19 protein-coding genes and 1 pseudogene are annotated in these 24,971 nt (G+C 58.1%); 15 read left to right on the top strand and 5 right to left on the bottom strand.

Annotation, left to right across the window (positions count from 1 at the left end):
• Positions 1–118, top strand: a pseudogene (locus ACN0VD_RS15910) (integrase core domain-containing protein); the annotation flags it as partial.
• 221 nt (positions 119–339) lie between these two features.
• Here the strand turns inward: ACN0VD_RS15910 and ACN0VD_RS15905 are convergent.
• On the bottom strand, positions 340–585 hold the full coding sequence (locus ACN0VD_RS15905; protein ID WP_417596029.1) for a helix-turn-helix domain-containing protein: 246 nt from the start codon (positions 583–585) through the stop codon (positions 340–342).
• A gap of 788 nt (positions 586–1,373) precedes the next feature.
• Positions 1,374–2,141 (bottom strand): helix-turn-helix domain-containing protein, encoded by a 768-nt coding sequence (locus ACN0VD_RS15900; protein WP_417596027.1) that lies wholly within the window; start codon positions 2,139–2,141, stop codon positions 1,374–1,376.
• Here ACN0VD_RS15900 and ACN0VD_RS15895 point away from each other — a divergent pair.
• From ACN0VD_RS15895 to ACN0VD_RS15865, 7 genes are all read left to right on the top strand, one after another.
• Positions 2,114–3,199 carry a TonB-dependent receptor gene (locus ACN0VD_RS15895; RefSeq protein ID WP_417596025.1) on the top strand — a complete coding sequence of 362 codons (1,086 nt, stop codon included), beginning with the start codon at positions 2,114–2,116 and terminating at the stop codon, positions 3,197–3,199. The genes ACN0VD_RS15900 and ACN0VD_RS15895 overlap by 28 nt on opposite strands.
• 113 nt (positions 3,200–3,312) lie before the next feature.
• Entirely contained in the window at positions 3,313–5,349 is a 2,037-nt protein-coding gene (locus ACN0VD_RS15890) for an acetoacetate--CoA ligase (RefSeq protein ID WP_417596023.1), read from the top strand.
• Positions 5,346–6,197 carry a 3-hydroxyacyl-CoA dehydrogenase family protein gene (locus ACN0VD_RS15885; protein ID WP_417596021.1) on the top strand — a complete coding sequence of 284 codons (852 nt, stop codon included), beginning with the start codon at positions 5,346–5,348 and terminating at the stop codon, positions 6,195–6,197. The genes ACN0VD_RS15890 and ACN0VD_RS15885 overlap by 4 nt, the downstream gene beginning before the upstream one ends.
• A gap of 67 nt (positions 6,198–6,264) precedes the next feature.
• Positions 6,265–7,566 carry a spinster family MFS transporter gene (locus tag ACN0VD_RS15880; RefSeq protein WP_417596019.1) on the top strand — a complete coding sequence of 434 codons (1,302 nt, stop codon included), beginning with the start codon at positions 6,265–6,267 and terminating at the stop codon, positions 7,564–7,566.
• Between the two features lie 38 nt (positions 7,567–7,604).
• Positions 7,605–9,242, top strand: coding sequence for a tannase/feruloyl esterase family alpha/beta hydrolase (locus tag ACN0VD_RS15875; RefSeq protein WP_417596017.1), 1,638 nt, complete (start codon positions 7,605–7,607; stop codon positions 9,240–9,242).
• Positions 9,243–9,301: 59 nt separating this feature from the next.
• Positions 9,302–9,613 (top strand): hypothetical protein, encoded by a 312-nt coding sequence (locus ACN0VD_RS15870; RefSeq protein ID WP_417596015.1) that lies wholly within the window; start codon positions 9,302–9,304, stop codon positions 9,611–9,613.
• 15 nt (positions 9,614–9,628) lie between these two features.
• Entirely contained in the window at positions 9,629–9,919 is a 291-nt protein-coding gene (locus ACN0VD_RS15865; RefSeq protein WP_417596031.1) for a hypothetical protein, read from the top strand.
• A 71-nt stretch (positions 9,920–9,990) separates the two neighbouring features.
• On the opposite strand, the gene ACN0VD_RS15860 is transcribed toward ACN0VD_RS15865, so the two are convergent.
• On the bottom strand, positions 9,991–10,359 hold the full coding sequence (locus ACN0VD_RS15860; RefSeq protein ID WP_417596013.1) for a hypothetical protein: 369 nt from the start codon (positions 10,357–10,359) through the stop codon (positions 9,991–9,993).
• Between the two features lie 543 nt (positions 10,360–10,902).
• Between ACN0VD_RS15860 and ACN0VD_RS15855 the strand changes: the two genes are divergently transcribed.
• The 6 genes from ACN0VD_RS15855 to ACN0VD_RS15830 all read left to right on the top strand — a co-directional run bounded on the left by ACN0VD_RS15855 (position 10,903) and on the right by ACN0VD_RS15830 (position 20,476).
• Entirely contained in the window at positions 10,903–13,182 is a 2,280-nt protein-coding gene (locus ACN0VD_RS15855; protein ID WP_417596011.1) for a TonB-dependent receptor, read from the top strand.
• A 14-nt stretch (positions 13,183–13,196) separates the two neighbouring features.
• Positions 13,197–14,846 carry a carboxylesterase/lipase family protein gene (locus ACN0VD_RS15850; RefSeq protein WP_417596009.1) on the top strand — a complete coding sequence of 550 codons (1,650 nt, stop codon included), beginning with the start codon at positions 13,197–13,199 and terminating at the stop codon, positions 14,844–14,846.
• Positions 14,843–16,432 carry an AMP-binding protein gene (locus ACN0VD_RS15845; protein WP_417596007.1) on the top strand — a complete coding sequence of 530 codons (1,590 nt, stop codon included), beginning with the start codon at positions 14,843–14,845 and terminating at the stop codon, positions 16,430–16,432. Before ACN0VD_RS15850 ends, ACN0VD_RS15845 begins: the two co-directional genes overlap by 4 nt.
• A 37-nt stretch (positions 16,433–16,469) precedes the next feature.
• Positions 16,470–17,153, top strand: a complete 684-nt coding sequence (locus ACN0VD_RS15840; protein WP_067197181.1) for a TetR/AcrR family transcriptional regulator — start codon at positions 16,470–16,472, stop codon at positions 17,151–17,153.
• Positions 17,154–17,466: 313 nt separating this feature from the next.
• Positions 17,467–19,134 (top strand): MFS transporter, encoded by a 1,668-nt coding sequence (locus ACN0VD_RS15835; RefSeq protein WP_417596005.1) that lies wholly within the window; start codon positions 17,467–17,469, stop codon positions 19,132–19,134.
• A gap of 13 nt (positions 19,135–19,147) precedes the next feature.
• On the top strand, positions 19,148–20,476 hold the full coding sequence (locus ACN0VD_RS15830; RefSeq protein ID WP_417596003.1) for a glycoside hydrolase family 1 protein: 1,329 nt from the start codon (positions 19,148–19,150) through the stop codon (positions 20,474–20,476).
• 12 nt (positions 20,477–20,488) lie between these two features.
• On the opposite strand, the gene ACN0VD_RS15825 is transcribed toward ACN0VD_RS15830, so the two are convergent.
• The gene (locus ACN0VD_RS15825; RefSeq protein WP_417596001.1) at positions 20,489–21,793 is read right to left on the bottom strand and encodes a hypothetical protein; all 1,305 of its coding nucleotides are present in this window, start codon (positions 21,791–21,793) and stop codon (positions 20,489–20,491) included.
• Positions 21,794–21,942: 149 nt separating this feature from the next.
• Here ACN0VD_RS15825 and ACN0VD_RS15820 point away from each other — a divergent pair, with 149 nt between their 5' ends.
• The gene (locus ACN0VD_RS15820; RefSeq protein WP_417595999.1) at positions 21,943–23,610 is read left to right on the top strand and encodes a carboxylesterase/lipase family protein; all 1,668 of its coding nucleotides are present in this window, start codon (positions 21,943–21,945) and stop codon (positions 23,608–23,610) included.
• A gap of 114 nt (positions 23,611–23,724) precedes the next feature.
• Here ACN0VD_RS15820 and terL read toward each other — a convergent pair.
• Positions 23,725–24,971: phage terminase large subunit (gene terL, locus ACN0VD_RS15815; protein WP_417595997.1), on the bottom strand; the 1,247-nt coding region annotated here is incomplete at its 5' end.

Here is a 24,971-nt window from a genome sequence, read left to right as displayed (position 1 = left end):
CATCCTGCTGGAAAACTACTTCCTGCCTGGCGATCTCGAAACCCAGATCGAGGCGTTCGTGCAGCATTACAATCACCAGCGCTATCATGAGAGCCTAAAAAATGTGACGCCCGCAGACAACAATCACCAAGGCAGATCTTGATGCGTGGGAAGCGTGGGCCTGCAAATACGCGGACAGTGTCGATCCGGTGATTTCGGGCCATGTACTCACGCACATGAAGACGCCGCGCCGGGACTAGACAAAGCCTCTTTCACTGGCCCCGACCCGTATCGCCGGAAAACCGCAGCCAGCTAACGCGAGCAAATGGTCCCTCACCTTCGGATCAGGAACCCATCCGTTCAAATGTCAGAGAGCTTGAGTAGCTGCCATACTTGGGATTCGAGTGCATTTGCGATCTTCTTGAGGTTGAGGACCGTAAGATTGCGCTCTCCGCGTTCAATCCGTCCCAGATGTGACCGGTCAATTCCCGATGCATCCGCGAGCGCTTCTTGCGACAGGCCACGTTCCTTGCGGGCACAGCGGATCACGTCTCCGATCTTTGGGAGCAGACGATCTGCGTCATTTGTGCCGGATACTCTTTTCACGCAAATGAACTTGATATACTGCGCCAAATAGACCACGGCATTTACGACCCATTTCTATGTTTGGAGCTCAAATATATGCGATATGTTGCTTTTTCCGCTGCCGCGCTGCTTCTTTTTTCAGGTTGTTCGCAAACTCCGCCTTGCGAAGACAAATATTCTGCCCTCACGATGGCCAATAAATTTATCACCGCACGCCTTAGATCACCGTCCACCGCCGACTTTCCTGTGCTTGGTGCCAAAGGTGTTTCGGTCCGACCCGAGATACTCTCAAACGGAGACTGCGCCTTCACAATTATGACGTATGTGGATGGACAAAACGGGTTTGGGGCCACTGTACGTCAGAATTTTCTGGTTACGGTCGCGCCAGAGGGTGGAGGGCGGTACAAGCTGATTCAGTTGTCCAGTTATTAAATTTGCGAGAGCAGCGCTTTTCATTCTGAATAGAACAGGTTGAAAGTCGCGAACTATTCCGCGCCCGCCGGCCACATTTCTCGCCCAAAAAGCTGCCTGGGGCTGATTTGTCTTTTGGGCGACGGGAACCCGAACAGTTGGCGTTGGATAGCCCAGTTAGTAGGAATATTGGAGTTGAGCACAATATCGCGCGTTAAAGTTGCCGGCTGGGTGCCATCGAGTATTGCGGTGATGATATCCGGAGCAAGGTAATTCAATCGGATGAGCTGGGCAAAAAATGTGGTCCAATTGCGGGTCGTCCGGTTCTGTTTGGTGATTCCGGGAAGTTATAGGTCAATGTTAGCCTTGTCTTTTCATGCGCGGCAATCCGCCCCACTTTATTTGTTCGCGCGAATCTCGTTTACTGTTTTGTTGGTCCAACGCCGGATCGCCCGGCGCAAGTTTGCGCTATCGCTGAAGCCCACCTTCCAGGCAACATCGTCGACGCTCATCTGAGTTGTCTGCAGATATTCGATCGTCAGTTTACGCCGGACATCGTCGACGATCGCGCCGTAGCTAGCATTTTCGGCCGCAAGGCGGCGGCGGAATGTTCGCTCCTGCAAGCCCAGCTGCGCTGCGATTGCCGCCATCGAGGAAAACTGACCAGGCGCGCTCAGCAGGAGCTGGTAGACTTCTCCCGAGAGGCCGGAGGAGATGCGCGTTTGCCCGATCAGGCGCTCGCAGGTCTCCTCCAGCATGGTTCTGGTCAGCCGGTTCCCCAGTTCCGGTGTCCTGTCAAGGATGCCGATCGGATAGTGGAGCTCGTTCGCCGTCTCGTCGTAAATGCAGGCGCACGAGAGTTCACATGTGTCCTTAGCCGCATGCGCATCTTTCGGCAGGGCAAATAGAGCGCGAATCGGTAGGTTGTCGGTGCCGGCAGCATCGCGGACGTGAGTGAAGGTCATCTTCATCTGTTGCCGAACGAGGAAGGTGCGAACTTCGTCGCTCATTACGTCGCGGTAGATCTCGCGAAATTGCCAGATCGCGACATCGCCCTCAGTCCGCCAAGAAAGACGAACAGTCGGAGTAGCAAGCGGCTGGTACCGCACAGCGAAATCGAAGAATTCGCGCATCGTAGGTGAGCAAATCAGGGCATAACCGTACATATAGCCTCGCTTTGTCGCTATCGGGTCGCTACGATCACTATAGTGATTTCGGTTCGACGACGAACCCGAAAATCGGCCTTACCTGGCAACCGGTAGACGGGGTGAGTTTCCGTGGCAGCTATGGACACTCGTTCCGGGCGCCAGGTCTTCGGGATCTTGGCTCGACCGTCGGCTCCTACTATTCCGCAGCCGCTCTTGTTGATGCCTTCGGCGCCCGCGACCCGTCGCGCGGTGCGGCACAAGTCAATACGATCCTGCTATACGGCGGCAACCAGTCGCTGACACCGGAAACGGCGCGCACCTGGTCGCTCGGTGCCGATCTGCGACCCAGGTTCGCGCCCAACCTGAGCGCGAGCGTTACTTTCTACGACATCAAATATGACAATGTGATTGGCACGCCATCGGGCCTCGGCGCGCTGCTGTTCAGCGATCCCACCTTCTCCTCGCGGGTTATCCGCAATCCGACAGCGGCACAGCTGAGTGAGGCGATCGGCGACACTGTGCCGTTCTTCTACACTTTTTCCGCGGTGCCAACGATCGGCAATATACTGGATCTGCGGCAGGGCAATTTCGGGGTACGGAAGACCAACGGCATCGACTTTGACGTGAATTACCGGCAGCCCACTGGCTTCGGTACGGTCTTCGTCGGTATCGCGGGCAACTATATCCTGAACTACAGCAACAAGCTGTCGCCAACCTCGGCGGAGAGCAACTCGCTCGAAGCCGGCATCCCGCGTGCCACACTTCGCACCACATTGGGCGTCACGGCGGGCCCGGTGACCTTCGTCAACTTCGTCAATCATCGGACGGGCGTGACCGCGTCCTATGCGACTCCGACTGGTTCCAGCCTCTATTCGGCCGGGAGCTACACCACCGTAGACCTGCGCCTGTCGGTACGGTTGCCAGACCTCGGCTTTGCCGAAGGCACGGAAATCGGGGTTCAAATCAATGACCTGTTCGATGCGAGGCCGCCCTTCTTTCCGGGCACTGACGGTATCGGCGGCGCGTATAATCCGATCGGTCGGTACGCGGCGATGAGCTTGCGGACGTCATTCTAAGTCCTCGCGGGCGAATAGGCTGCTGAGCGAGTGCCGCTTCGTTCGCGAATATGAAAACCAGTCAAGGTATACCTCTTTATGATTCCTGTTATATGACCTCTGCAAGACACAGCTTGAACACTTCGACACCGATTCCGCAGATGCGCCTGTATCGCGAGTGGCTGAAGGCGAAGCAGGGTCGGGAATTTGCGACCTATGAAGCTCTGCACCGTTGGTCGGTCGAGGACCTGGACGGCTTCTGGCGCAGCATCTGGGACTATGACGGTGTCGCAACGCCCACATCGTTCGCCGCTGCGCTGAGCGAAGAGGTCATGCCCGGCGCGTGCTGGTTCGACGGGGCACAGGTCAACTACGCGCGGCATGTGTTCCGCCACGCAGCGGCCGCCGACGAAATGGGACAACCCGCGATAATTGCGATGGACGAACGCGGCGGCAGCATCACCCTGGGGTGGGCAGAGCTACGGCGCCAGGCGGTGTCTCTGGCGCTGGAGCTGCGTGGTCACGGGATCGAGCCGGGGGACCGCGTTGCGGCCTATCTTCCGAATATCCCGGCGGCGGTGGTCGGCCTGCTCGCCTGCGCCAGCCTGGGGGCGGTGTGGACCCTGTGCTCACCTGACATGGGCATAAATGCAGTGCTGGACCGTTGGCGCCAGACCGCGCCCAAGGCACTTATCGCCGTCGATGGTATCTTCTACGCAGGCAAGGCGATGGACCGAAGCGCTGCAGTGGCCGAAATCCGAAAGCAGCTACCGTGCATCGAGACCCTGTTTGTGATCTCCAGCGGCTGCGGCGAAGGCAAGGTGCCGGACGCGATAGACTTTGCCGAGGCAACGGCTCGCGAGGGCGAGGTGGTTGCGGCCTTCGAGCCGGAATGGCTGCCTTTCGATCATCCTCTATGGATCCTGTATTCGAGCGGCACCACCGGTCTGCCCAAGGCGATCGTTCACGGGCATGGCGGCATCATTCTGGCGACCGCCGCCGGGCGACTGCATTTCGATCTCGGGCCCAGCTATGTGCAGAACACCCTCGGAGACCGCTTTCACTGGTACAGCGCCAGCGGCTGGGTCATGTGGAATATCCAAGTCGGCGGGCTACTAAGCGGCACGACCATCTGTCTATTCGATGGTTCGCCAAGCGGCACCAGGTCCGATCCAGACTGGACCTGTCTGTGGGATTTCGCTGGACTCAGCGGTGTCACCTGGTTCGGCGCGGGCGCTGCCTTCTTCGCCAATTGCCGCAAGGCGGGGGTCGGGCTTGAACAAATCGCTGGGATGGAGCGCATCCGCGCACTCGGCAGCACTGGATCGCCCTTACCACGAGACGTACAACGCTGGGGGACGGCGCAATTCGCCGCGCTTGGTCGCCGGGACATTTGGTGGTGCAATGTAAGCGGCGGGACCGAGATCGCGGCCGCTTTCATGGCCGGTAATCCCGAACTGCTTAATACGCCGGGTCGGCTGCAATGCCGCCACCTGGGTGCCGCCATCGAGGCATGGGATGACCATGGAAATCCCGTGATCGGCGAAGTGGGTGAACTGGTCTGCACCAAGCCTTTTCCCAGCATGCCGCTCTATTTCTGGAACGACGACAATGGTAGCCGGTACCGGGACTCCTATTTCAGCGAATGGCCTGACGTTTGGCGGCACGGCGACTGGCTGACCATTGGCCGAGACGGCAGCTGCTCTATATCGGGCCGTAGCGACGCGACCATTAATCGGCACGGCGTGCGCATGGGTACCGCCGAAATCTATGCCGCTGTCGAGCAGCTACGGGAAATCGAGGACACGATGATTATCGATGTCGAAGACGCGAACGGCGACAGCGATCTCATCATGTTCGTCGTGCCGGTCGCTGGTCAAAACGTCGATAAATCCCTGGAGGCAATCGTTGCCTCAGCGATCCGAAACAGTCTGTCTCCGCGCTTCGTGCCCGATCGGCTTATCGCCGCTCCGGGCATACCGCGCACTCTGTCGGGGAAGAAGCAAGAATTGCCGATAAAGCGGCTGTTCGCCGGCTGGTCTGTCGCCAAGGTGGTCAGCCCGGACGCGACCGCGACACCGGATATTCTGCCCTGGTACATCGAGCAGGCACAACTCTGGCAGCGGGACGCGCAAATCGGCATCGATCCGCGAACGGGACAGACATCATGAAGGCGGGCGTTGTCGGTGCGGGCCTGATGGGGGCGGAGATTGCGCTGGTATTCGCGCTGGCAGGGCACGAGGTAGTGCTCCACGATCGCAGTGATGACGCGCTGGCTGGCGCGATCGACCGGTTGCGTGGTATCCTAGAGAAAGGCGTGGCGTGGCAGTTTTACGCATCGGAGACCGCAGGCACGGCTCTTGCGCGGATCGAGCCGGTCACAACCCTTGCTGCAATGGCCGATTGCCAGATGGTTACCGAAGCCGTCCATGAATCGATCGATATCAAGGCCGCCCTCTTGGGTGCGCTGGACGAAATTTGCCAGCCGACGTGCATCCTTGCGTCGAACACCTCAACACTGACGATCTCCACGCTTGCCGGGTTTCTGACGCCCAAGCGCCGCGCGTGCTTCCTTGGCACCCATTATTTCTCGCCGGTTTCGCGCATGAAGCTCGTCGAGGTAATCCCCTGCTTCTCTACCGATGCAGCGGTGGTTAACGAGGTGACGGACCTACTAGCCGAGATCGGCAAGCAGCCGATAAGGATCAAGGACGTAGCGGGTTTCGCGGTCAACCGGATGCTCCACGCTCTTCTGATAGAGGCAGTCAAGCTGGTCGAAGAGGGCGTAGCAACGCCCGCCGATCTTGACGCCGCCTGCCGCCTTGGCCTCGGCCATCCCATCGGTCCGTTCGCGATGATGGATATCGTGACATCGGATTTGTGTCTGCAGGTCCAAGAAATCCTCTACGATGCCTATGGCGAGCGGTTCCGTCCGCCTGCCTTGTTGAAGCAGCGCGTCGCGGCGGGATATACGGGCGGGCGGGAAAAACCCGGCTGGCTGGCCAAGAGCCGAGAATAAAAGGACTGGAGAGGAACGAGACCATGATTGAAGCCAAACTACTGCGCGACTGCTATAGGTGTCGCACATGATCGCTGCCACCGTACCTGATACCAGTTACAAGTCCACGGCAGGAGCTAGGATCACCCTTGGCATGTTGTGCTTTGTCTATGTGCTCAACTTTCTCGACCGCCAGTTGATTTCGATTCTGGCCAAGCCAATCCAGGATGGACTGAACATAACGGACGGCCAGCTCGGTTTACTCACTGGTTTTTATTTCGCCCTTTTTTATTGCTTCATCGCGATTCCGATCGGCTGGTTGGCCGATCGTACCAGTCGCGTGAAGGTCCTCTCCGCAGCCTGTGCCATCTGGAGTGGCGCAACGGCCGCCTGTGGAATGGCTGGCAGCTACGCTCAGCTGGTTGCCGCACGCATGATGGTGGGCGTGGGCGAAGCAGGCGGCGTCCCGCCATCCTATGCGATCATCTCGGACTCATTTCCACGCGACCGACGGACAACGGCAATGGCGATCTTTAACTTAGGCCCGCCGATTGGCTCCGCTCTTGGCGTTGCATTTGGCGCGTCATTGGCCGCTGCGTTCAACTGGCGCGTACCATTCTACGTGATCGGCGCGATCGGTGTGGTGACTGCACTAGTAGTCTATTTGACCGTCCGTGAGCCCAAACGCGGCGAAGCTGACGAAGTGCCAGTGGCGGTCACGTCGGAGGTGGCTCCCGAAGGGTTCGTCGCTACCATCACGCAATTCTTCCGCAATCCGTTACTTGTCATGGTATCGCTGGCAAGTGGCGCGGGCAATTTCATCACATATGGCTTGTTGAATTTCACTGTACTGTTTCTGATGCGCGAAAAGGGAATGACCCTGGAGGACGTCGCGCTCTGGTATGCGCTGATCGTCGGAATCGGGATGAGCGCAGGCATCTATGCCTCAGGCCGTATTGTCGATCGGTTCGCGCGCCGAAGCAAGACCGCTTTTGCCACAGTGCCTGCGGCTTCGCTTATACTGGCATTGCCCTTTTTTCTGGGCTTCGTTTGGGCGCCAACTTGGGAAGTTGCGTTGGTATTTCTTGTAGTTCCGATGTTCCTCAATTCCTTCTTCCTCTCGGCGACGGTTACCTTCGTCCAGAGCGAGGTGGCGCCGGAACGGCGCGTTATCTCGGGGGCGCTTCTGCTCCTCGTAATGAATTTCATCGGTCTTGGCCTTGGGCCGACCTATGTCGGCATGGCGAGTGACTTCTTCCTTCCGACCTATGGCGAACACGCCCTGCAGGCAGCATATTACGCGCTAGCGCCCATGTATCTTATCGCCGCATTGCTGTTCCTGTGGCTCGCTCGGCTGATCAAGCGCTCGGCGTCGGAGACCGCCCCGTGAGCGCGGCTAAAATAATGTCAGGAACATTGGAGAGGACCATGAAACGCAAGCACTGCTTCGCCATTCTCGCGGCGAGCTATATTGTCTGGACGGCGCCGAGCACGGTTCTGGCTCAGAACAAGGAACCGACCGGGGATGCGCAAGCTCGCTGCACTGCGCTCGCCGAGCTGAAGCTGGCCGACACCACTGTCGAAAGCACGATACTTGTCCCGGCCAAGTCTGCCGAGACGACCATTGCGGGCGAGGTCCCAGGTTATCGCAGTTTTTGCCGCGTCGTTGCGCGCGTGCGGTCCGAACCCGGCTCCGACATCGGAGTGGAGCTTTGGTTGCCGACGCAGGGCTGGACCGGCGTCTTCCATGGCAATGGCAGCGGCGGCTTCGGCGGCACCTTCGCGCTCGGCTATGCGGGCATGGCCGAAGGGCTGCGCCGCGGCTTCGCCACCGCCACCACTGATGCGGGAACCGCACCTGCTTCCCCGCTGGACGGCGATGCCCTGATCGGCCAGCCTCGCAAGTGGCGCGACTGGGGCCGGCTTTCGACCCATGCCATGACAACGACCGGCAAGGCGATAACCAAGGCATTTTACGGCGAGGATGCGCGGAGATCCTATTATACCGGCTGCTCTACGGGCGGGCAGATGGGTCTCGTCGAGGCGCTCTACTATCCGGACGATTACGACGGCATTCTCGTTGGCGCACCGGTCATGAACCGCACATGGGGCCATGCAGCTGTCCTGTGGAACTATGCAGCGGCGAACCGCATGCCTGGTCGCATGCTTTCGGAACCAAAGCTGAAGCTGCTCAACAAGGCTGCCATCGCCACTTGCTGGCGACAGGGACACGGGCTTGCGGGTGACCGCTTCATCGCGGACCCCATGAGTTGCAAGTTCGATCCGCAGAAGCTTCAATGCCAGGACACGGCGACCGACAACTGCCTGACAAAAGGCGAAGTAGCGACCGCGCGCGCTTTCTATTCCGGGCCGACGGATCGCGAAGGCAAGCCGAACTTTTTTGGCTGGCTTCCGGGTAGCGAGATGCCCGATACCTTCGGCTGGTCCTTCCTGCAAAAGCCGATTGACGATCAGCCACCCTTCGGCGCGCTTTTCAATTGGGAGTTCGGAGCCGACTGGAACTGGAAAGACTTTGATTTTGATCGGGACATGCCGATCGTCGATGCCCGACTGGATCAGATCGTCAATGATGCGACGCGCGGCAGCCTCGCCGCTTTCGCCGACCGTGGCGGCAAGCTGATCGTCTTTCACGGCTATGCCGACACGCTGGTGCCGCCAGGCCAGTCGGTTGCGTTCTTCAACCGTCATGCCAAGCAAATGGGGGGCGCGGCCAAGCTGGCGGACAGTGCGCGATTATTCATGGCGCCGGGCATGATGCATTGCGGGCGTGGTGCCGGCCCGGATTCTTTCAACACCACGCTGGGTATTCCGCCCCGTCCTCCATCCGACGATCCGCAGCACGACCTGTTCTCTGCCCTCATCGCTTGGGCCGACAGGGGCGAAGCCCCCGATCGTGTCACCGCGACAAAATTCTCGAGTGAAGATCCCGGCAGGATCGAAATGCAGCGGCCGCTTTGCCCTTATCCGCAACGGGCAGTCTATCGCGGCGTCGGAGCGACGTTGGCGGCCAGCAGCTTCCGATGCGAGGCACCGATTGAAAGGTGAGGCGGGCATTGCAGCATTTCCGCGGGCGAATAGCGATCGGTGATTGATGGGAACGACCAATGCTGACTCCCCAAGACTTCGCTCGCTTTGCAGCTGGCACAATCACCTCGTTCGCGGCACCTTCGCTTGCCGCATCCGTCAGTACTGTTACGATCCATCCGCTCATCTCGAATCACGTTTCCGGAGAGCTGCCAGTCGCACTCTATCTGCTCCTGCTCCTCCCTCATGGTGGAAATGGCAGCGAGCAGGATCTCCCCTATTTCAAGGCGGTGATCGACGCCGAGATCCTTGCCGGTCGCCTTTCGCCATTGGTAATAGGAACGCCTGGCGCGCGCCGATCACTTTACATGGATTACCGCGACGGATTGTAACGCTGGGAAAGCTTCATCCTCCGCGACGACTTTCGCTTCCTGCGGCGCTCCGAGCATGTCGCGCAAACCCGAGAATGGACCTATATCGGTGGTTTGTCGATGAGGGGACTGGGTGCTCTGGGGATCGCATTCAAGCATCCGCAAGTGTTTGCCGTCGTCGCAGGGCTGGAACCCGCTGCAGAGGCGACGCTGACCTGGCAGGGTGTTGTCGGTCCGGAGACCCGGATCTGGCAGCCCGAGACTGTATTGTATCCCATATTCGGCCAGCCAGCCGACGCACGCTATTGGAGGCCAATAACCCCGTAGCTATTTCCAGCCACACCCCCAATCGCCTCCTCAACCTAAGCATCTATTTCGAGGTCGGTGACCAATACATGCTATTCCTCTACGAAGGTGTTGATTTCCTCCAAAGAGTTTTGTTCGAAGCGCGGCTTGCGCACGAATATCGTCTGGCGCACGGCGCTGAGCATGTGGGTAGATCCTTGGTACCCCGTATGGCCGATGCGCTCGATTTCATCAGCCGCCAAATATCGCCGCCCCTGTGGATCGAAGAAGGAGTTCTTGGTCTTCGGTCCATTATGGACCGGCAAAAGCGTACTGCCGGTGTTGAGGTTCAGCCAGTTGATTCGCGGCAATTGAAAGTCGTGAATGCGACCTGCCCAAACCCTAATTAGCGACTTCGCAAGTTGAACCTCGCCCGACGGGCGAGAGAGCGGGGTGTAGCGCAGCTCTCTAGCTGTCGTCATCGTGATCGAACGCGAAGTCTGATCGCGCGAAGGTGTCACCGCTTCGGGCTGACTTGTCGAACACTGCGATAATGGTCCGCTAAATGCGCATTTAAGCTGGGAACGCTCTTTCCGCTTCCCGTTCGGCTGTTGTCATTCAAGCAGATAAAATGGAAATTAGAAGTGGTTGGTCGCTACCCGACACAACTGCTGACGTTCATATTCTAAGGGCAGAAAATAATTGATGCAAGTCTTAGCGCCACACATTCTCGCCGATCTTTTTTGTTCCGCTGTAGCCCGTGATGCCTGCTTTGAAATCGTCTATTTGGCACCCGTTTCACGGTGCGTAATCTAGGGATGTGGCAGGCAACTGCCTATAGGTATGCCATCCTTTTCTTCGCTAACTCGCTCAATTGAAACGCACAAACATTGCCAGCAATCGGAAAACTATATCAAAAATAATATTCACACACGTGATAGTGAGTGTTGACATTCCAAAATGATGTCGACATAAACCCTGTCCAAGTCAGTGACAAAGAGCGCTGATGAGGAGGAGAGGTTCACATGAAAGTTAAGTTTTTTGCGTCCGCATCTGCGGTCGCTATGCTCGCGCAACCCGTTTCCGCTGCAACACAGTCCAGCGAAACGTCAAAGTCTACTGACGAGACAGTGCAGGATCAGAAGCGCGGTGATAAAGAAATTGTCGTTACAGCCACACGCCGCAGCGAGCGAATTCAGGACATTCCCATCAGCGTCACTGCCTATTCCCAAGACGATTTGGATGACCTTGGCATCGTCGGCTTTGAAGGCATTGCGCAAAATACGCCCGGCATCGTCGTCAACAAGCCGACACAGAATTTCAACAATTTCACGAGTCGGGGAATCAATACCAACGGCTATAGCGCCGGCCTGCAGAGCGCGGTTGCTATCTATATTGACGAACTGCCGATTTCAGCGAACGGCAACTCGACAATTCTTGATCCGAATCTGTACGATGTCGAGCGCGTAGAATTTCTCCGCGGCCCTCAGGGTACTTTGTTCGGCTCGAACTCGCTTGCCGGCGCGATGCGGATCATTACCCGCAGCCCCGACCTCGATGATTTCGATGCTTCGGTAAGTGCCGACCTCGCTCTCACCGGATCCAGTTCAGTGCGCCAGCGCTACAATGCAATGATCAACATTCCGATCATGACCGATGAGCTGGGTCTCCGCGCTAGCGGCTATTACCGCAACGAAGACGGTTGGGTCGACAACATCGGAACCGGAGTGAACGACTCCAATAGTCTGGAAGCCTACGGCGGGCGCGTCAGCTTGCTGATGCAGCCCAGCGACCGCATGAAAGTCCGCTTGCAAGCATCTTACGAAAATAGCAAGCCTGCGGATTCCGGCCTTACCAATCCGACACTAGGGAAATTTACACGCAGGTCCGACCGGCCCGATCTGTTCCAGGGCGAACTCACCAACTTCAACGTAACGGTCAATCATGAGTTCGATTTTGCAGAACTGATCAGTTCAACGACATTGTCTAATTATGATGCCTCTTTTTACGTCGATCTCGCGGGAACCTTCGGCCAACTAATCCCATTCGCGCTTGACGCATATGGATATGATGACCTGTTTGTTCAGGAAACCCGGCTGGTGTCGCGTACATCCGGCCCTATAGAATGGGTCGCCGGTTTCTTCTACTATGACAAGCGACGCACGGTTGATTTTGCCTATCGTTCGTCACCGGAATTCCTGGCGGCGACCGGGCTCTCGGGATTGCCGAATGAATATTATCAACGCTTTGAAGCTTACACCGATCAAACAGAAATCGCGGGATTTGGCGAAGTGACCGCGCGTTTCAGCGATAGCTTCTGGATTACAGGTGGTTTGCGATACGGCAGCACGGAAGTGCAATCCTTTACCCGGGGTGGAGGGTATAACAGCGATTATCTGAACCGTGCTTTTTTCGGTCCCTATTTTTCACCTCTCAACATTACATCAGTCGATTATGCAGAGGGATTGAAGGTCAAGGATGATCGCCTGTCCTACAAGGCCAGCGTTTCGTGGAAACCGAATTCCGACCTGACCACCTATGCAACCCTATCAACCGGGTTTCGTACGCCGGTGGTCAATGCGCGCGCCGGACTGGCCAGTGCGCTCGACCCCAATGATCTCGTTATCCCGGACGGCGCAAGGTCGGATAGCGTCACCAATTACGAGGTCGGGCTCAAAGGCCGGTGGCTGGGCGGTGACCTGGTCGCCAATATTGCTGCCTATTATATCGACTGGAAGAATATTCAGGTTCAGGCGAACCGGGTGTCCGATTCGATACAATTCGCGACCAACATCGGCGGCGCAGAAAGCTACGGCCTCGAATTCGAATTTGTGGCGCGGCCCGTCCAGGGTTTGAGCCTTACGCTCAACGGCTCGTTTAACGAAGCCAAGGTAACCCAGCTGACGGCACTCGAGGCGGCAATCTCCGGCGCTGAAGAGGGCACACGGCTTGCGTCACCGCACTTCCAAGGCTCTGGTACAGCGCGCTACGACTTTTCGATTGGCGCGAACAATAGCGCCTTCGCCGCGGTCAATGTGTCGCATGTCGGTTCGTTCCCGAACCAGTTTCCAAACGTGCCTGGTAATCCCGCGGCCCTGTCTCCTACTTACGACTTTACCCAGGCATGGACCAATGTGAATCTCTATGCCGGGGTTAAGCTGGGGTCGATTGATCTGACCGCCTATGTCGAAAATGTCTTCAACGACAGTTCGATCACCTATGTTCACCCGGAAGCGTTCCTTGACGGCCGCTATGCCAGATTGCGGCCACGCACCGTTGGCGTCCGGGCCAATTACCGGTTCTGAAGGGGCACCGAAAAATGAAAGCTACGAAGATCTGCCGCATGCTGCCCCTCACCCTTGCTGTTGTAACATTGTTTGCAGGGCCAGCTGCCGCCGCATCCGACCCGATGGTCGATGCGCCGGCAGGCAAGATGCAGGGAAGCGAGGCAAAAGGCGTCCGCATTTTCAAGGGGATTCCTTTTGCTGCGCCACCGGTTGGCAAGCTGCGCTGGGCGCCGCCCCAACCGGTGCCCGACTGGCAGGACGTGCGCGATACGACCAAATTCGGCGCGGCGTGCATGCAACCAAAGCCGCGAGGTCCGAGCATCTATGCGTGGGAACTGCCGGCGATGAGCGAGGATTGCCTGTCGCTGAACATATGGGCACCGGAGAATGCCACGCGGGCGCCGGTTTTCGTATGGATACATGGCGGCTCGCTGACCACGGGATCTGGCGGCGATCCGCTTTATGACGGCAGCGCGCTTGCGGCTCGCGGCATGATCATTGTGTCGATCAACTACCGTCTCGGGGCGCTTGGCTATCTCGCGCACCCGGAGCTCAGCGCAGAATCGTCAGAAGGCGTGTCGGGTAATTATGGCCTGCTCGACCAGATCGCGGCACTCCAGTGGGTGAAGCGAAACATTGGCGCGTTCGGCGGCGATGCAGCCAATGTGACGATCGCAGGCGAGTCTGCGGGCGCGCTCAGCGTCATGTATCTGATGGCGGCGCCGGAAGCGCGCGGACTGTTCGACAAGGCGATCGCCCAGAGCGCCTATATGGTCTCGGCACCAGCGCTGCGCGAAAAACGCAACGGCATGATTCCAGCCGAAGAGCAGGGCATCGACTTGACGACCAAGCTGGGTATTGACGATCTTGTCGCACTCCGGGCAATGCCCGCAGAAGAGATTGCCGAAAAGGCACCTGCGGCCGGATATTTCCCTTTCCCTGTCATCGATGGCAAGACCGTGCCGCGCCAGCTGGTTGAGACTTTCGACCGCAACGAACAGGCACCGGTGCCAATACTCGCCGGCTTCAATGCGGGCGAAATCCGGTCACTGCGTTTCCTGCTGCCCAAGGCGCCCGACAATGCTTTCGCATATGAAGCGGCTATCCGGGCCAATTATGGCGAGTTCGCCGACGCTTACCTGTCGCGCTACCCTGCCAAGAACATGGAAGAAAGCATGCTCGCTGCGACGCGCGATGCCATGTACGGCTGGACGTCGGAGCGGCTGGTATCAAATCAGGCGGCGCTCGGCATACCCGCCTATCTCTATCTTTTCGACCATGGCTATCCGGCAACCCAGGAGTGGAATTTGCACGCCTTCCATGCTGCAGAACTGCCTTTCGTATTCGATACTGCCGGCAAGACACCGCCCTTATGGCCGAAAATCCCGAACAAATTGTCAGAGCGCAAGTTGATCGCCGCGATGGGTGATTATTGGGCAAGCTTCGCCCGAAGCGGGCAACCGCGAGCCAAGGGCCAGCCGGACTGGCTGTCCTATTCCCAGAACAAAGCCTTCATGCATTTTGCCGACAAGCCGCGTCTGGGTCATAATCTGTTCCCCGGAACAGCAGCGCTGCACGAAGCGGTCGTGTGCCGCCGGCGCGCTGCGGGTGATACCGCATGGAACTGGAACATCGGCGTCATTTCGCCACCACTACCACCCAAAGCCGAGGGGTGCCAATGATCGACGGTTCAATGCAAGACTATGCACTGACACTCGACAAGTTTCTTTCCCACGCTGCAAAATGGCATCCCCTCGCCGAGGTGGTCTCAGCAGCGCCGGACGGAACTGTCGAACGGATCAGCTATGCCGCTATCCATGATCGCGCGCGCGCCGTATCGGGTGCGTTGCATCGGCTGGGCGTGGGCAAGGGCGACCATGTCGCGACGCTCGCCTGGAACAGTCAGGGGCATTTTGAAAGCTGGTACGGGATAATCGGCATGGGTGCGGTGTGTCATACGCTTAACCCGCGACTCACCGCCAAGAATCTCGGAGCTATGCTGGCGCAGTCCGGTGCAAGCCTGCTGCTGGCCAGCCGGGATCTGCTGCCGCTCGCCCGGGCGACTGCTGCGGAGGGTGGCACCATAAAACAGATATTGCTGCTCGACGATGATGGAGCGACGATCGAAGCAGCGGATGATTCGATCAATGTCGGCGTGCTGGCAACAGCGATGGCTGAGGCATCGCCGGACATCGAATGGGGACAGTTCAACGAAAACACACCTTCCGGACTTTGCTTCACTTCGGGTACAACCGGCGCACCCAAGGGAGTTACCTATACCCACCGCGGTTGTTATCTGCATACGATGCGCCAGCTACAGGCCGACGTGATGGGCGTTCGCGCGAATGATGCGGTGCTGGCGGTCGTTCCCATGTTCCATGCCAACGCCTGGGGCCTGCCGTTCACTGTCCCCGCGGTTGGCGGCAAGCTAGTGTTACCTGGCAGCAATAGCACTGGAGCGCATCTGGCCGCTCTGATCCGGTCCGAAGGCGTGACTCTGGGCGTCGGCGTACCGACCGTGTGGCTTGGCTTGGTCGAGCATCTCGAGACCGAGGGCGGTGAGGTACCATCGCTCGAACGGATACTTGTGGGAGGCGCTTCGATGCCACCGGCGCTGATGGAACGGATAGAACAGCGGCTCGGCGTCGAGGTGCAGACCAGCTGGGGCATGACCGAATTGTCGCCGCTCGGCACCGCTGCAGTAGCCGGAGATTCGGGGCGGGTCGCAGGCCTTTCGGGGCGGCCTGCTATCGGCATAGACCTGCTCCTCACCGACAGCGAGGGGCACCCGCTCGACAAGCAACGCGGACCAGAGGGCCATTTGCGCGTGCGCGGACCGAGTGTCGTCAAACGCTATTTCGGCGATGAGAAGCCCGCGACCGACGCGGAGGGCTGGTTCGACACCGGTGATCTCGCGCGCATTGACGTTGACGGAAATCTGATGATCACCGGTCGCGCCAAGGACCTGATAAAATCGGGCGGTGAATGGATCAACCCTGCGGAAATTGAATCACTGGTCGGTGCCCTGCCCCAAGTGTCGCTTGCCGCGGTGATAGGCCGGAGCGACCCCAAATGGGGCGAACGGCCGATTCTGCTGGTCGAAACCTGCGATAATTCGATCAGCGACGAAGAATTGCTTGCGCCGTTGCACGAGAATGTCGCGTCCTGGTGGATTCCTGATGCAATCATCCGTCTGGACGGGATGCCGCTCGCGGCCACCGGGAAGATCAATAAAATACAATTGCGGGCAGATTACGGACACGTGTAGGGTGATCCCGGTCGCGACGGATATAGTGTAGAAGGAAATGAGTTTGGCATCGACAGCAAAAACCAGTGTGAAGAAAGTTTCCAAGGCCGAACAACGCGCCGAGATGATGGAACAGATCCTCGATATTGCCGAACTCCTTTTTTCTAAGCACGGCTTTTATGGCGTGACACTGAAGGACGTGGCCAAACAGGTCGGCGTCCATCACACTTTGCTCAACTATTATTTCGACGACAAGCAGACGCTGTTCGACGCCGTGTTTGCCCGGCGTGCTGTGGTTACAATCGAGAAACGTATGCAGGCGCTTGATGATTATGACCGCGCTGCCGGGGAAAACCCGACCGTTGAAGGCGCGCTCCACGCCTTTCTCGACACCGACCTCGACCTCTATATCCATGGCGGTGAAGGCTGGAAGAATTACGGCGCATTCGGCGCGCAAGCATCGAATAGTCCCGATGGCGCTGAATATATGGATAAATATTTCGACCCGGTCGTGCTGCGCCTGATCGATATTCTGAAAAAGGCCCTGCCAGACGCCGCAGAAGAAGATATTTTCTGGGGCTATCATTTCGTAACCGGCGCGCTGATGCTGACGCTGGCGCGAACGGGCCGTATCGACAAATTGTCGCACGGCCTTTGCCAGTCGGAAGATTATTCTGCGGTCAAACAACGTATGGCCCGATTCATGGCGGCGGGCTTCAAGGAAATTTGCGAGCAGCGTTAACGGGCTGGTAGCTGAGACTAGAAACAAGATCAGTTCCAGTTTCAAGATGAACTTCTTATTCACTCACACGTGAGTTATTGAAAGTGCAAGATCTATGATGAAGGCATATTTGAAGGGACGGCCGAACAGCTTGATGCGGGCGTCGTCGAACGCATGCGGTTTCGGAGGGCATCGCAATGCTCCCGCAACAAACCGCGAAATGATGAGCATCGAACACGAGAATTCGGCGATCACTGCCAGGCATTGATATTCCCCGGTAGTAGCGAGCTGGCCAAAGTCCGCCGCCGCTGCCGGGATAAATGGGAGAAGGAATATGGCTACCGACACGGAAGCTTTGCCAGACGGCGTGGGCAAGAAACAGAATGAAAAGCTCGTCATCACCGCTTCGTCGCTGGGGACGGTGTTTGAATGGTATGATTTTTACCTCTACGGCCTGCTTGCCAGCGTCATTTCGGCGAAGTTTTTTTCGGGGGTCAACGAAACCACAGGCTTCATCCTCGCGCTGATGGCCTTTGCTGCGGGCTTTGCGGTACGGCCGTTTGGCGCGCTGGTATTCGGGCGGGTCGGCGATATCGTGGGGCGCAAGAAAACCTTTCTCGTCACCATGGCGATCATGGGTCTGTCGACCTTCGCAGTCGGCTTGCTGCCAAGCTATGACCAAATCGGCATTGCGGCACCGATTATCCTGATGGCGCTGCGATTGTTGCAGGGCCTTGCGATCGGTGGCGAATATGGCGGTGCGGCGGTCTATATCGCCGAACATGCACCGAACGGGAAACGCGGTTTTTACACCGGCTTCATCCAGACAACAGCGATGCTCGGCCTTATTCTGGCTTCCATGTTCGTGGTCGGGTTGCGGACCAGCTTGGATGCCGATGACTTCCTGTCCTGGGGTTGGCGCCTACCGTTTCTTTTCTCGATTGTCTTGCTGCTGGTCGCGCTCTGGATCCGCCTTCAGCTCAACGAAAGCCCGGTATTCCAGCGGATGAAAGCGCATGGCGCGACATCCAAAGCACCGCTCAGGGAAGCTTTTGGCAAATGGAAAAACCTGAAGATCGTTCTGATCGCGCTTTTCGGAGCGGTTGCGGGACAAGCGGTCATCGGCTTCTCGGGCCATCTCTATCCGCTTTTCTTTCTCGAGAAAATCGCCAAGGTCGATGGTGCTACCGCGAACTTCCTGGTCGCCACTGCGCTCACCATCACGATTCCTCTCTATGTTTTCTGGGGCTGGCTCAGCGACAAGATCGGCCGCAAGCCGATCATGATGACCGCATGTGTTATTGCCGTTTTTGCCTATTTCCCGCTCTACAGTGCGCTGGTCAGCGCTGCGAACCCGGCAATGGCGGCTGCTATCGAACGCGCACCCGTTAGCATCGTGGCGCATGGCTCCGAATGTTCGTTTCAATTCGATCCTATCGGTGGCAACACCTTCGACACAACGAGCTGCGACATCGCTAAATCCTATCTCGCGAAGAGCGGGATAAATTATGAAAATATCGATGCGCCAATCGGCAGCATAGCGTCAATCCGGATCGGCGATCGAAGCATCATTGCTCCCGACCCTGCGCTTGTCTCAGGCGACACCAAGAATAGCGCCGTTGCCGCTTTCGAAGTTGATGTGCAGCGGGCGTTGGTAGCCGCAGGCTATCCCACCGACGCAGACCCGGACCAGATTGACCGGTTCAGGGTGATCGTGATCCTCTGCATGCTCGGAACGTTGGGAACGATGGTCTACGGGCCGCTGGCAGCGTTGCTGGTCGAACTGTTTCCCGCACGTATCCGCTATTCGTCCCTGTCGCTGCCCTATCATATCGGGAACGGTTGGATCGGGGGCTTCATGCCGACGGTTGCCTTCGCGATGGTTGCGGCGACCGGCAGCATCTATCAGGGCCTGTGGTACGCTATTGTCATCGCCGGCATTACCGCAGTGGTCGGAATATTGTTTCTCCCGGAAACCTATAAACGCGACATTGAAGCGTAGAAAGGAACCAGCGATGGCGGGTCAGGACTTCGAGATCGGGCGGCGCGAGTTGATGCAGGTGGCGGCAGGCACAGCAGCCGCTCCTGCGCTTCTGGCAAATACGGCATCGGTGACCGCCCGTCGCCCTGCACCGGCGGATTTTTTGTGGGGTGCCGCAATCTCAGCCCATCAAAGCGAGGGCAACAATACCAATAGCGATGCCTGGCTGGCCGAAAATCTTGAGCCGACCTTGTTCAAGGACCGCTCCGGTGATGCGTGCGATAGCTATCATCGCTATGATGAAGACTTCGCACTCGCCCAGCAATTGGGTTTGAACTGCTACCGGCTGGGCGTCGAATGGGCCCGGATCGAACCCAGCGAAGGCTATTTTTCCAATGCGGCTCTTGATCATTACATGCGCGTGTTCGAATCATGCCGCGCGCGCGGGCTGCGGCCGATTGTGACCTTGAATCATTTCACCACCCCGCTCTGGTTTGCTGCCCGTGGTGGCTTTGAGGTACAAGATGCGTCAGAGTTGTTTGCTCGCTTCTGCCGTACTGTTGCCGAAAGACTGGGCGGGCTGATGCATCTTGTGACCACGTTCAACGAAGCCAATATCGGATTGCTGGTTGCGCTGTACCCACAGTCGGATGAAGCCCGAAAGCAGATCCGCGCGGTCAACCAGGCTGCGGTTCGTGCCACCTGTTCGCCGCGCTTTTCGCGCCTGGCCTATTCCGATCCGGCAATTTCAACTCCTATTCTGCAACAGGCGCATCGACTGGCCTATGAAGAAATAAAGTCGGTAAGACCGGATCTTCCGGTTGGGATAACGTTGACAACCCAAGAGATTCAGTCCGCGGGATCACCTTCTCTGGTCGCGCATTATGAGCGGAAGCTCTATGGCGACTGGGTCGATGTTGCCCGCAGCCACGCGGATTTCTTCGGTGTGCAGTGTTATACCCGCATGGTTTTCGACGAGAAGGGCATGGTCGCGCCGCCGCCGGACGCCGAACTGACGATGTCGGGCTATGAATTCTACCCCCAGGCGCTGGCGAATACGATCCGCTGGGCGCATCGAACCATTGGCAAGCCGATCTACGTAACCGAAAGCGGCGTGGCCGTGAATGATGACAAACGCCGGAGTGCCTTTATCGATCAGGCGCTCGATGGCGTCCGGGCCTGTATTGACGAAGGGATCGCCGTCCGCAGCTATCTCTACTGGTCCTTGCTCGATAATTTCGAATGGACATCGGGCTATGGCCACACTTTTGGACTGGCAGCCGTTGACCGTGAGACGTTCAAACGGACGCCCCGGCCAAGTGCCTATCATTTCGGTGCACTGGCTCGCGCGAACCGACTGTAACAACGCAAACCTTCAGGCTTTGCCAGCTTCCAGCAGAAGGTTGCGAAATGCCTCGGTCGTGTCGGCAACGCTCGACGCATCTATGCATCGTTCATCATCGTCGGCGACATGATGGAAGCGGTGCACGCCGAACACGCCTGCCACCGAGGGGTAGCCTGCGGCAATGATTGCGGTTAACTCGCCCGCCGATAATTTGTCGCTGGGATAGGGGCATTCGAGACCAACCAGTCCCTTGAACAAGCGCCGAGCCGGGGCAAGCAGTGGCGGGGTGACAACCAGATAGCGCTGCGAATCCGTGCCCGGCAACGGCGATAGGCCAAACAGCCCTTCGTGCCAGTCGCGTGCGGCAAGATTGGCGCCGAGATGTAACCAGAAGTGGGTCTTTTCGGGCTTGGGCGCTGTCGCCTTCAGCGATTCCTCGGCACCCAGATTTTCATATTCATGACCGCTGTTGCAAAGGAAGGAGATATCGTGATCGGGCAGCATCCTGGGTATGTTGCGCGCAAGGTCGAGCCATGCGGCAATTCCGCCGCCGCGTTCTGCCGCGCAACCGTACCAGCCGGAACGCGGTGTCGAGACGACGATCCATTTCCCTTTTTGCCGATCCATCCGGCCGATCACGTTGAACGCCGGTCGCCGGCCGGCCTGCCCCGTCAGCGTCACGGTTGCCCTGCCATGTGTCATCGCAGCGCCCAGGAAGGCTGCAGCATCCGCCGGCGCAAGCAGGCCCACAGGTCCGGCAAACATAGATGCGCCACCATCAGCATTGAGTGCGATCACCTTGCCGGTTGGTCCGTTGGTGACAATGACTGCCGCCTTTGCACCGCCGGCAAAGGCAGCCTCGACCGGCCCGCGTACGTATTTCGAAAAGGCCGAGGACCAACGGCCATAGGGCAGGTCAACCATCGCAATTGCCCCACTGAGCGGCGCATCGGCCCGTCCCGCACCATCGACGCGAACCAGCGGCCCTGACAGGCCGTCGGCGGACGTCGGAATGACAATTGGTTGCGGACAGAGTGTTGCTCGCGCACCGTCGATGGTGATTTCGCAATTTGCTTGATCGAAATAAGGTACCGAAAGCACGGGTTTCTCAACCACAAACCCGGCCTCCTCAAGCTCGCCGGCAAGCCAGTGGCCACAGGCTGCATCGCCCTCGCTGCCCGACTGCTTGCTCCCAAATCCGATATATCTGGCGAGATCGTCTGCAATCGAATTGGGCTTAGTGGTGGCTGTGGCCTGTGCCGCTGTCGGTATCGCGGCAGTCAGGGACAGGCTGCTCGCACCTGCCAGCACCTCGCGTCTCGTCGGTCCGCTCATATCATCATCTCCCGGTTTTTCTGCCGCTTGTTTCCTTGCCGACATTATGTCGATCGTGAAGGAAGCGCACTTGATATTCACTAGCGAGTGAGTGTATAGTTGGCGCCGGACAATGGCAAGCATTGCGGCAGTGGCAGGAGAGGAACGGAATGAGCAAAATCGCTCTTCAGATCGCAGCATATATCGGAATCTTCGCGGCTGCCATAAGCGGCTCGCAATCTTCAGCGAAAATGCCAGATCGGCCTGAAGTCCAGATCCCACAGGGGCGGCTCACCGGAACAATCAAAGACGATATCCGCATATTCAAGGGCATAGCCTATGCATTGCCGCCGGTCGGCGACCGGCGCTGGCAACCACCCGCTCCGCCTGCAAAATGGCAGGGCACATTTGATGCAAACGCATTCGGAGCCAGTTGTATCCAACCTCCCTACCCCGCCAACAGCGTCTATTTCGAGGAACTGGCAGCGACCAGTGAAGATTGCCTGACACTCAACATCTGGTCGCCGAAAAATGCAAATGGCGCACCCGTGGTTGTCTGGATTCACGGCGGTGCACTGCAACGTGGATCAAGCGCCAGTCCGATGTATGACGGAACCGAATATGCGAAGCGCGGGATTGTGTTTGTATCGATCAACTATCGGCTCGGTGTCTTCGGCTGGCTGGCGCACCCCGAACTGAGCGCCGAATCTGCGGTGGGTATTTCCGGCAATTATGGCTTGCTTGACCAGATTGCAGCGCTGGAGTGGGTAAAAGGCAAAATCGGAGTCTTTGGCGGAGATGCGCAGAACGTGACCGTGATGGGCGAATCGGCCGGTGCGCTGAGCGTCACCTATCTGCTCGCGAGCCCCCTCGCACGAGGTCTTTTCGCGAAAGCGATCATTCAGAGTGCGAATATCCGCGCAGTACCGCGATTGCGTGATCCTGCGTTCGGAATGCCCGCCGCGGAGACTATCGGCGTGATGCTTGGTGAGGATATCGCTGCTCTGCGGAAGCTGGATGCCGGTGTGCTGATGAGAAAGACCTGGCTAGCCCGCTTCCCAGCACAAGGCACGGTCGATGGCAGGATATTACCCGCCCAGGTAGTCGATATCTTCGACCGCGGCGAGCAAGCGAAGGTCCCGATCCTGGCCGGGCTCAATAGCGGAGAAATCCGCTCACAACGTTCCCTCATTCCGGAGGCCCCGAGACAGCCGGCTACCTATGAGGCCGAAATCAAGCGCCGCTATGGGAACCTTTCGCCTGCCTATTTGAAACTCTATCCCGCCTTGGATATCGCAGAAAGCCAGCTCGCTGCGACGCGCGACTCGGTCTATGGCTGGGCAATCGAGCGGTTGATCAGGCACCAAGCCGCTGCCGGACAGCCCGCCTATTCATTTGTCTTTGATCATTGCTATGCAGCGGCCCGTGCGCGCGGGCTGTGCAATTTTCACGCTGGTGAGATACCGTTCACTTTTGGTCATATCAGCAGCGATGCGCGATTGCCGCCTAACTGGCCGGTACCCGTTGATGCGGCCGACGATGCCCTAGCGACGGTGATCATCGACTATTGGACGAGTTTCGCCGCTACTGGTGTTCCTTCGGCCGCTACCGGTCCCTTGTGGCCGGCGTTTGACAATGGCCAAGCCCGTATGCGCTTCGCGGCCACGCCAGTGGTGGAACATGGTCGAGCGGCAGCGATGTTTGAACTCCATGAGCAGATCGTGACACAGCGGCGATGCTATGACGAGCAGTGGTTTATAAACATGGTTCCAATAAAACCCTGTCCACAGGACTGTAGTCTGTACATTGATGGCACAATAGCAACGGCGAAGGATTGAGAAGCTCCATGATAGTCTGGTTGAATCGAGAATATCGCGCTGGTACGAATGATCCAGCGGTTTAGTCTCGATAGGAATTGACACCCCCGAGGAAAAAGACCGTGTGGCTATCTATTAGGCACCCCAAGGGTCCTTCTCATATAATGAACCGGTTTGGCTTAAGTACCCATCATATTCATCAGCAATCATCTCCTCAGGCCCTTCGTTAAGCGGGGTACGAAACATATCCTTTTCCTGCACCCATAGCAGCAACTGCGAAAGTGCGTCGACCTGGTCGTCGTGGCGGGAAGATGGGAAGCCGAGGAGTTCGCCGGTAAAATCACCCAGCCAGTGCGCGCGCTCGGGAAGGAACAATCGCCCGCCCTGGATCATCGCGCCCGCGTTCAGGGCCCGGGCGATCTTGTCACCCTCTGGACGGCGAGCGATCGGTGGCGGCACGCCCCGCGGGTCTTCCGCCCGTAATGACTGGATAAGCGCGGTCCCGGAGGATGCATCCTCAATCAGCAGAACTTTCGCGCCGTGCAACCTTGCAAGCTCGATTGTCTTGTCCTTGAGCAGATGAAACTTCAGGCGTGCGCGAGCGACATCAATTATATAGATTGACTTACCCTGTATCAGAGCTGTGACACAGACAGACCAGTCATTGAACGGATTGTCCTTGGACGCAGTATCCCAGGACTGGACGATCTGGCCATAGCTGAGATCAATGGTCCCTGGTTTGTAATAGCAAAGCCAGCTGGCCTCGATAATATTGCCAACCGCAGGAACTGGTGCCTGCTGGAACTGGCTGGCAAAAACGATCGGATTGTCTGCCTTGCGCCGCTTCAGCACCTCGAGACTCTGGCGGGCAGGGTGAAGCGCGCTGCCGGCGCGCCGATGCCAGATCCTTCCGCGGGTGAGGGGAATATCCTCGTCGCGCTCGGCAATGGCGGGCAGGCACAGCTCGTACCAGCCCTCGCGTTCCTTGAGGATGCCGACCAGATCACCTTCATGAAGACGCTGCATCACCACGATGATCACACCGGTCGCCTGATTGTTGAGGCGCTGCGACAGCGTGTCGTCGAACCAGCGGATGACCTTCTCGCGTGCCGGCTGGGACATCGCATCCTGGGTTTTCATGGGATCATCGATGATGATGATGTCGGCCCCGAACCCGGTGGTCACGCCGTCAACCGATGTCGCCATGCGGCGTCCGCCGGCGCTGGTGCGGATGTCGGCCACCGAGCGGCGGGTCAGCACCAGGCTTGGAAAGGCGCGGCGATACCAGCTGCTCTGCATGATCTTGAGACAGTCACTGGCATGATCCTCGGCCAGGTCCTGGCCGTAACTAATGCACAGGAAGGAGAGCGACGGATCGTGTC

It is taken from the genome of Parasphingorhabdus sp. (genome assembly GCF_048267785.1).
Taxonomy (GTDB): Bacteria; Pseudomonadota; Alphaproteobacteria; order Sphingomonadales; family Sphingomonadaceae; genus Parasphingorhabdus.
Note: the sequence above shows the minus strand (reverse complement) of the source record. Positions and strands in the feature narration are given on the sequence as shown.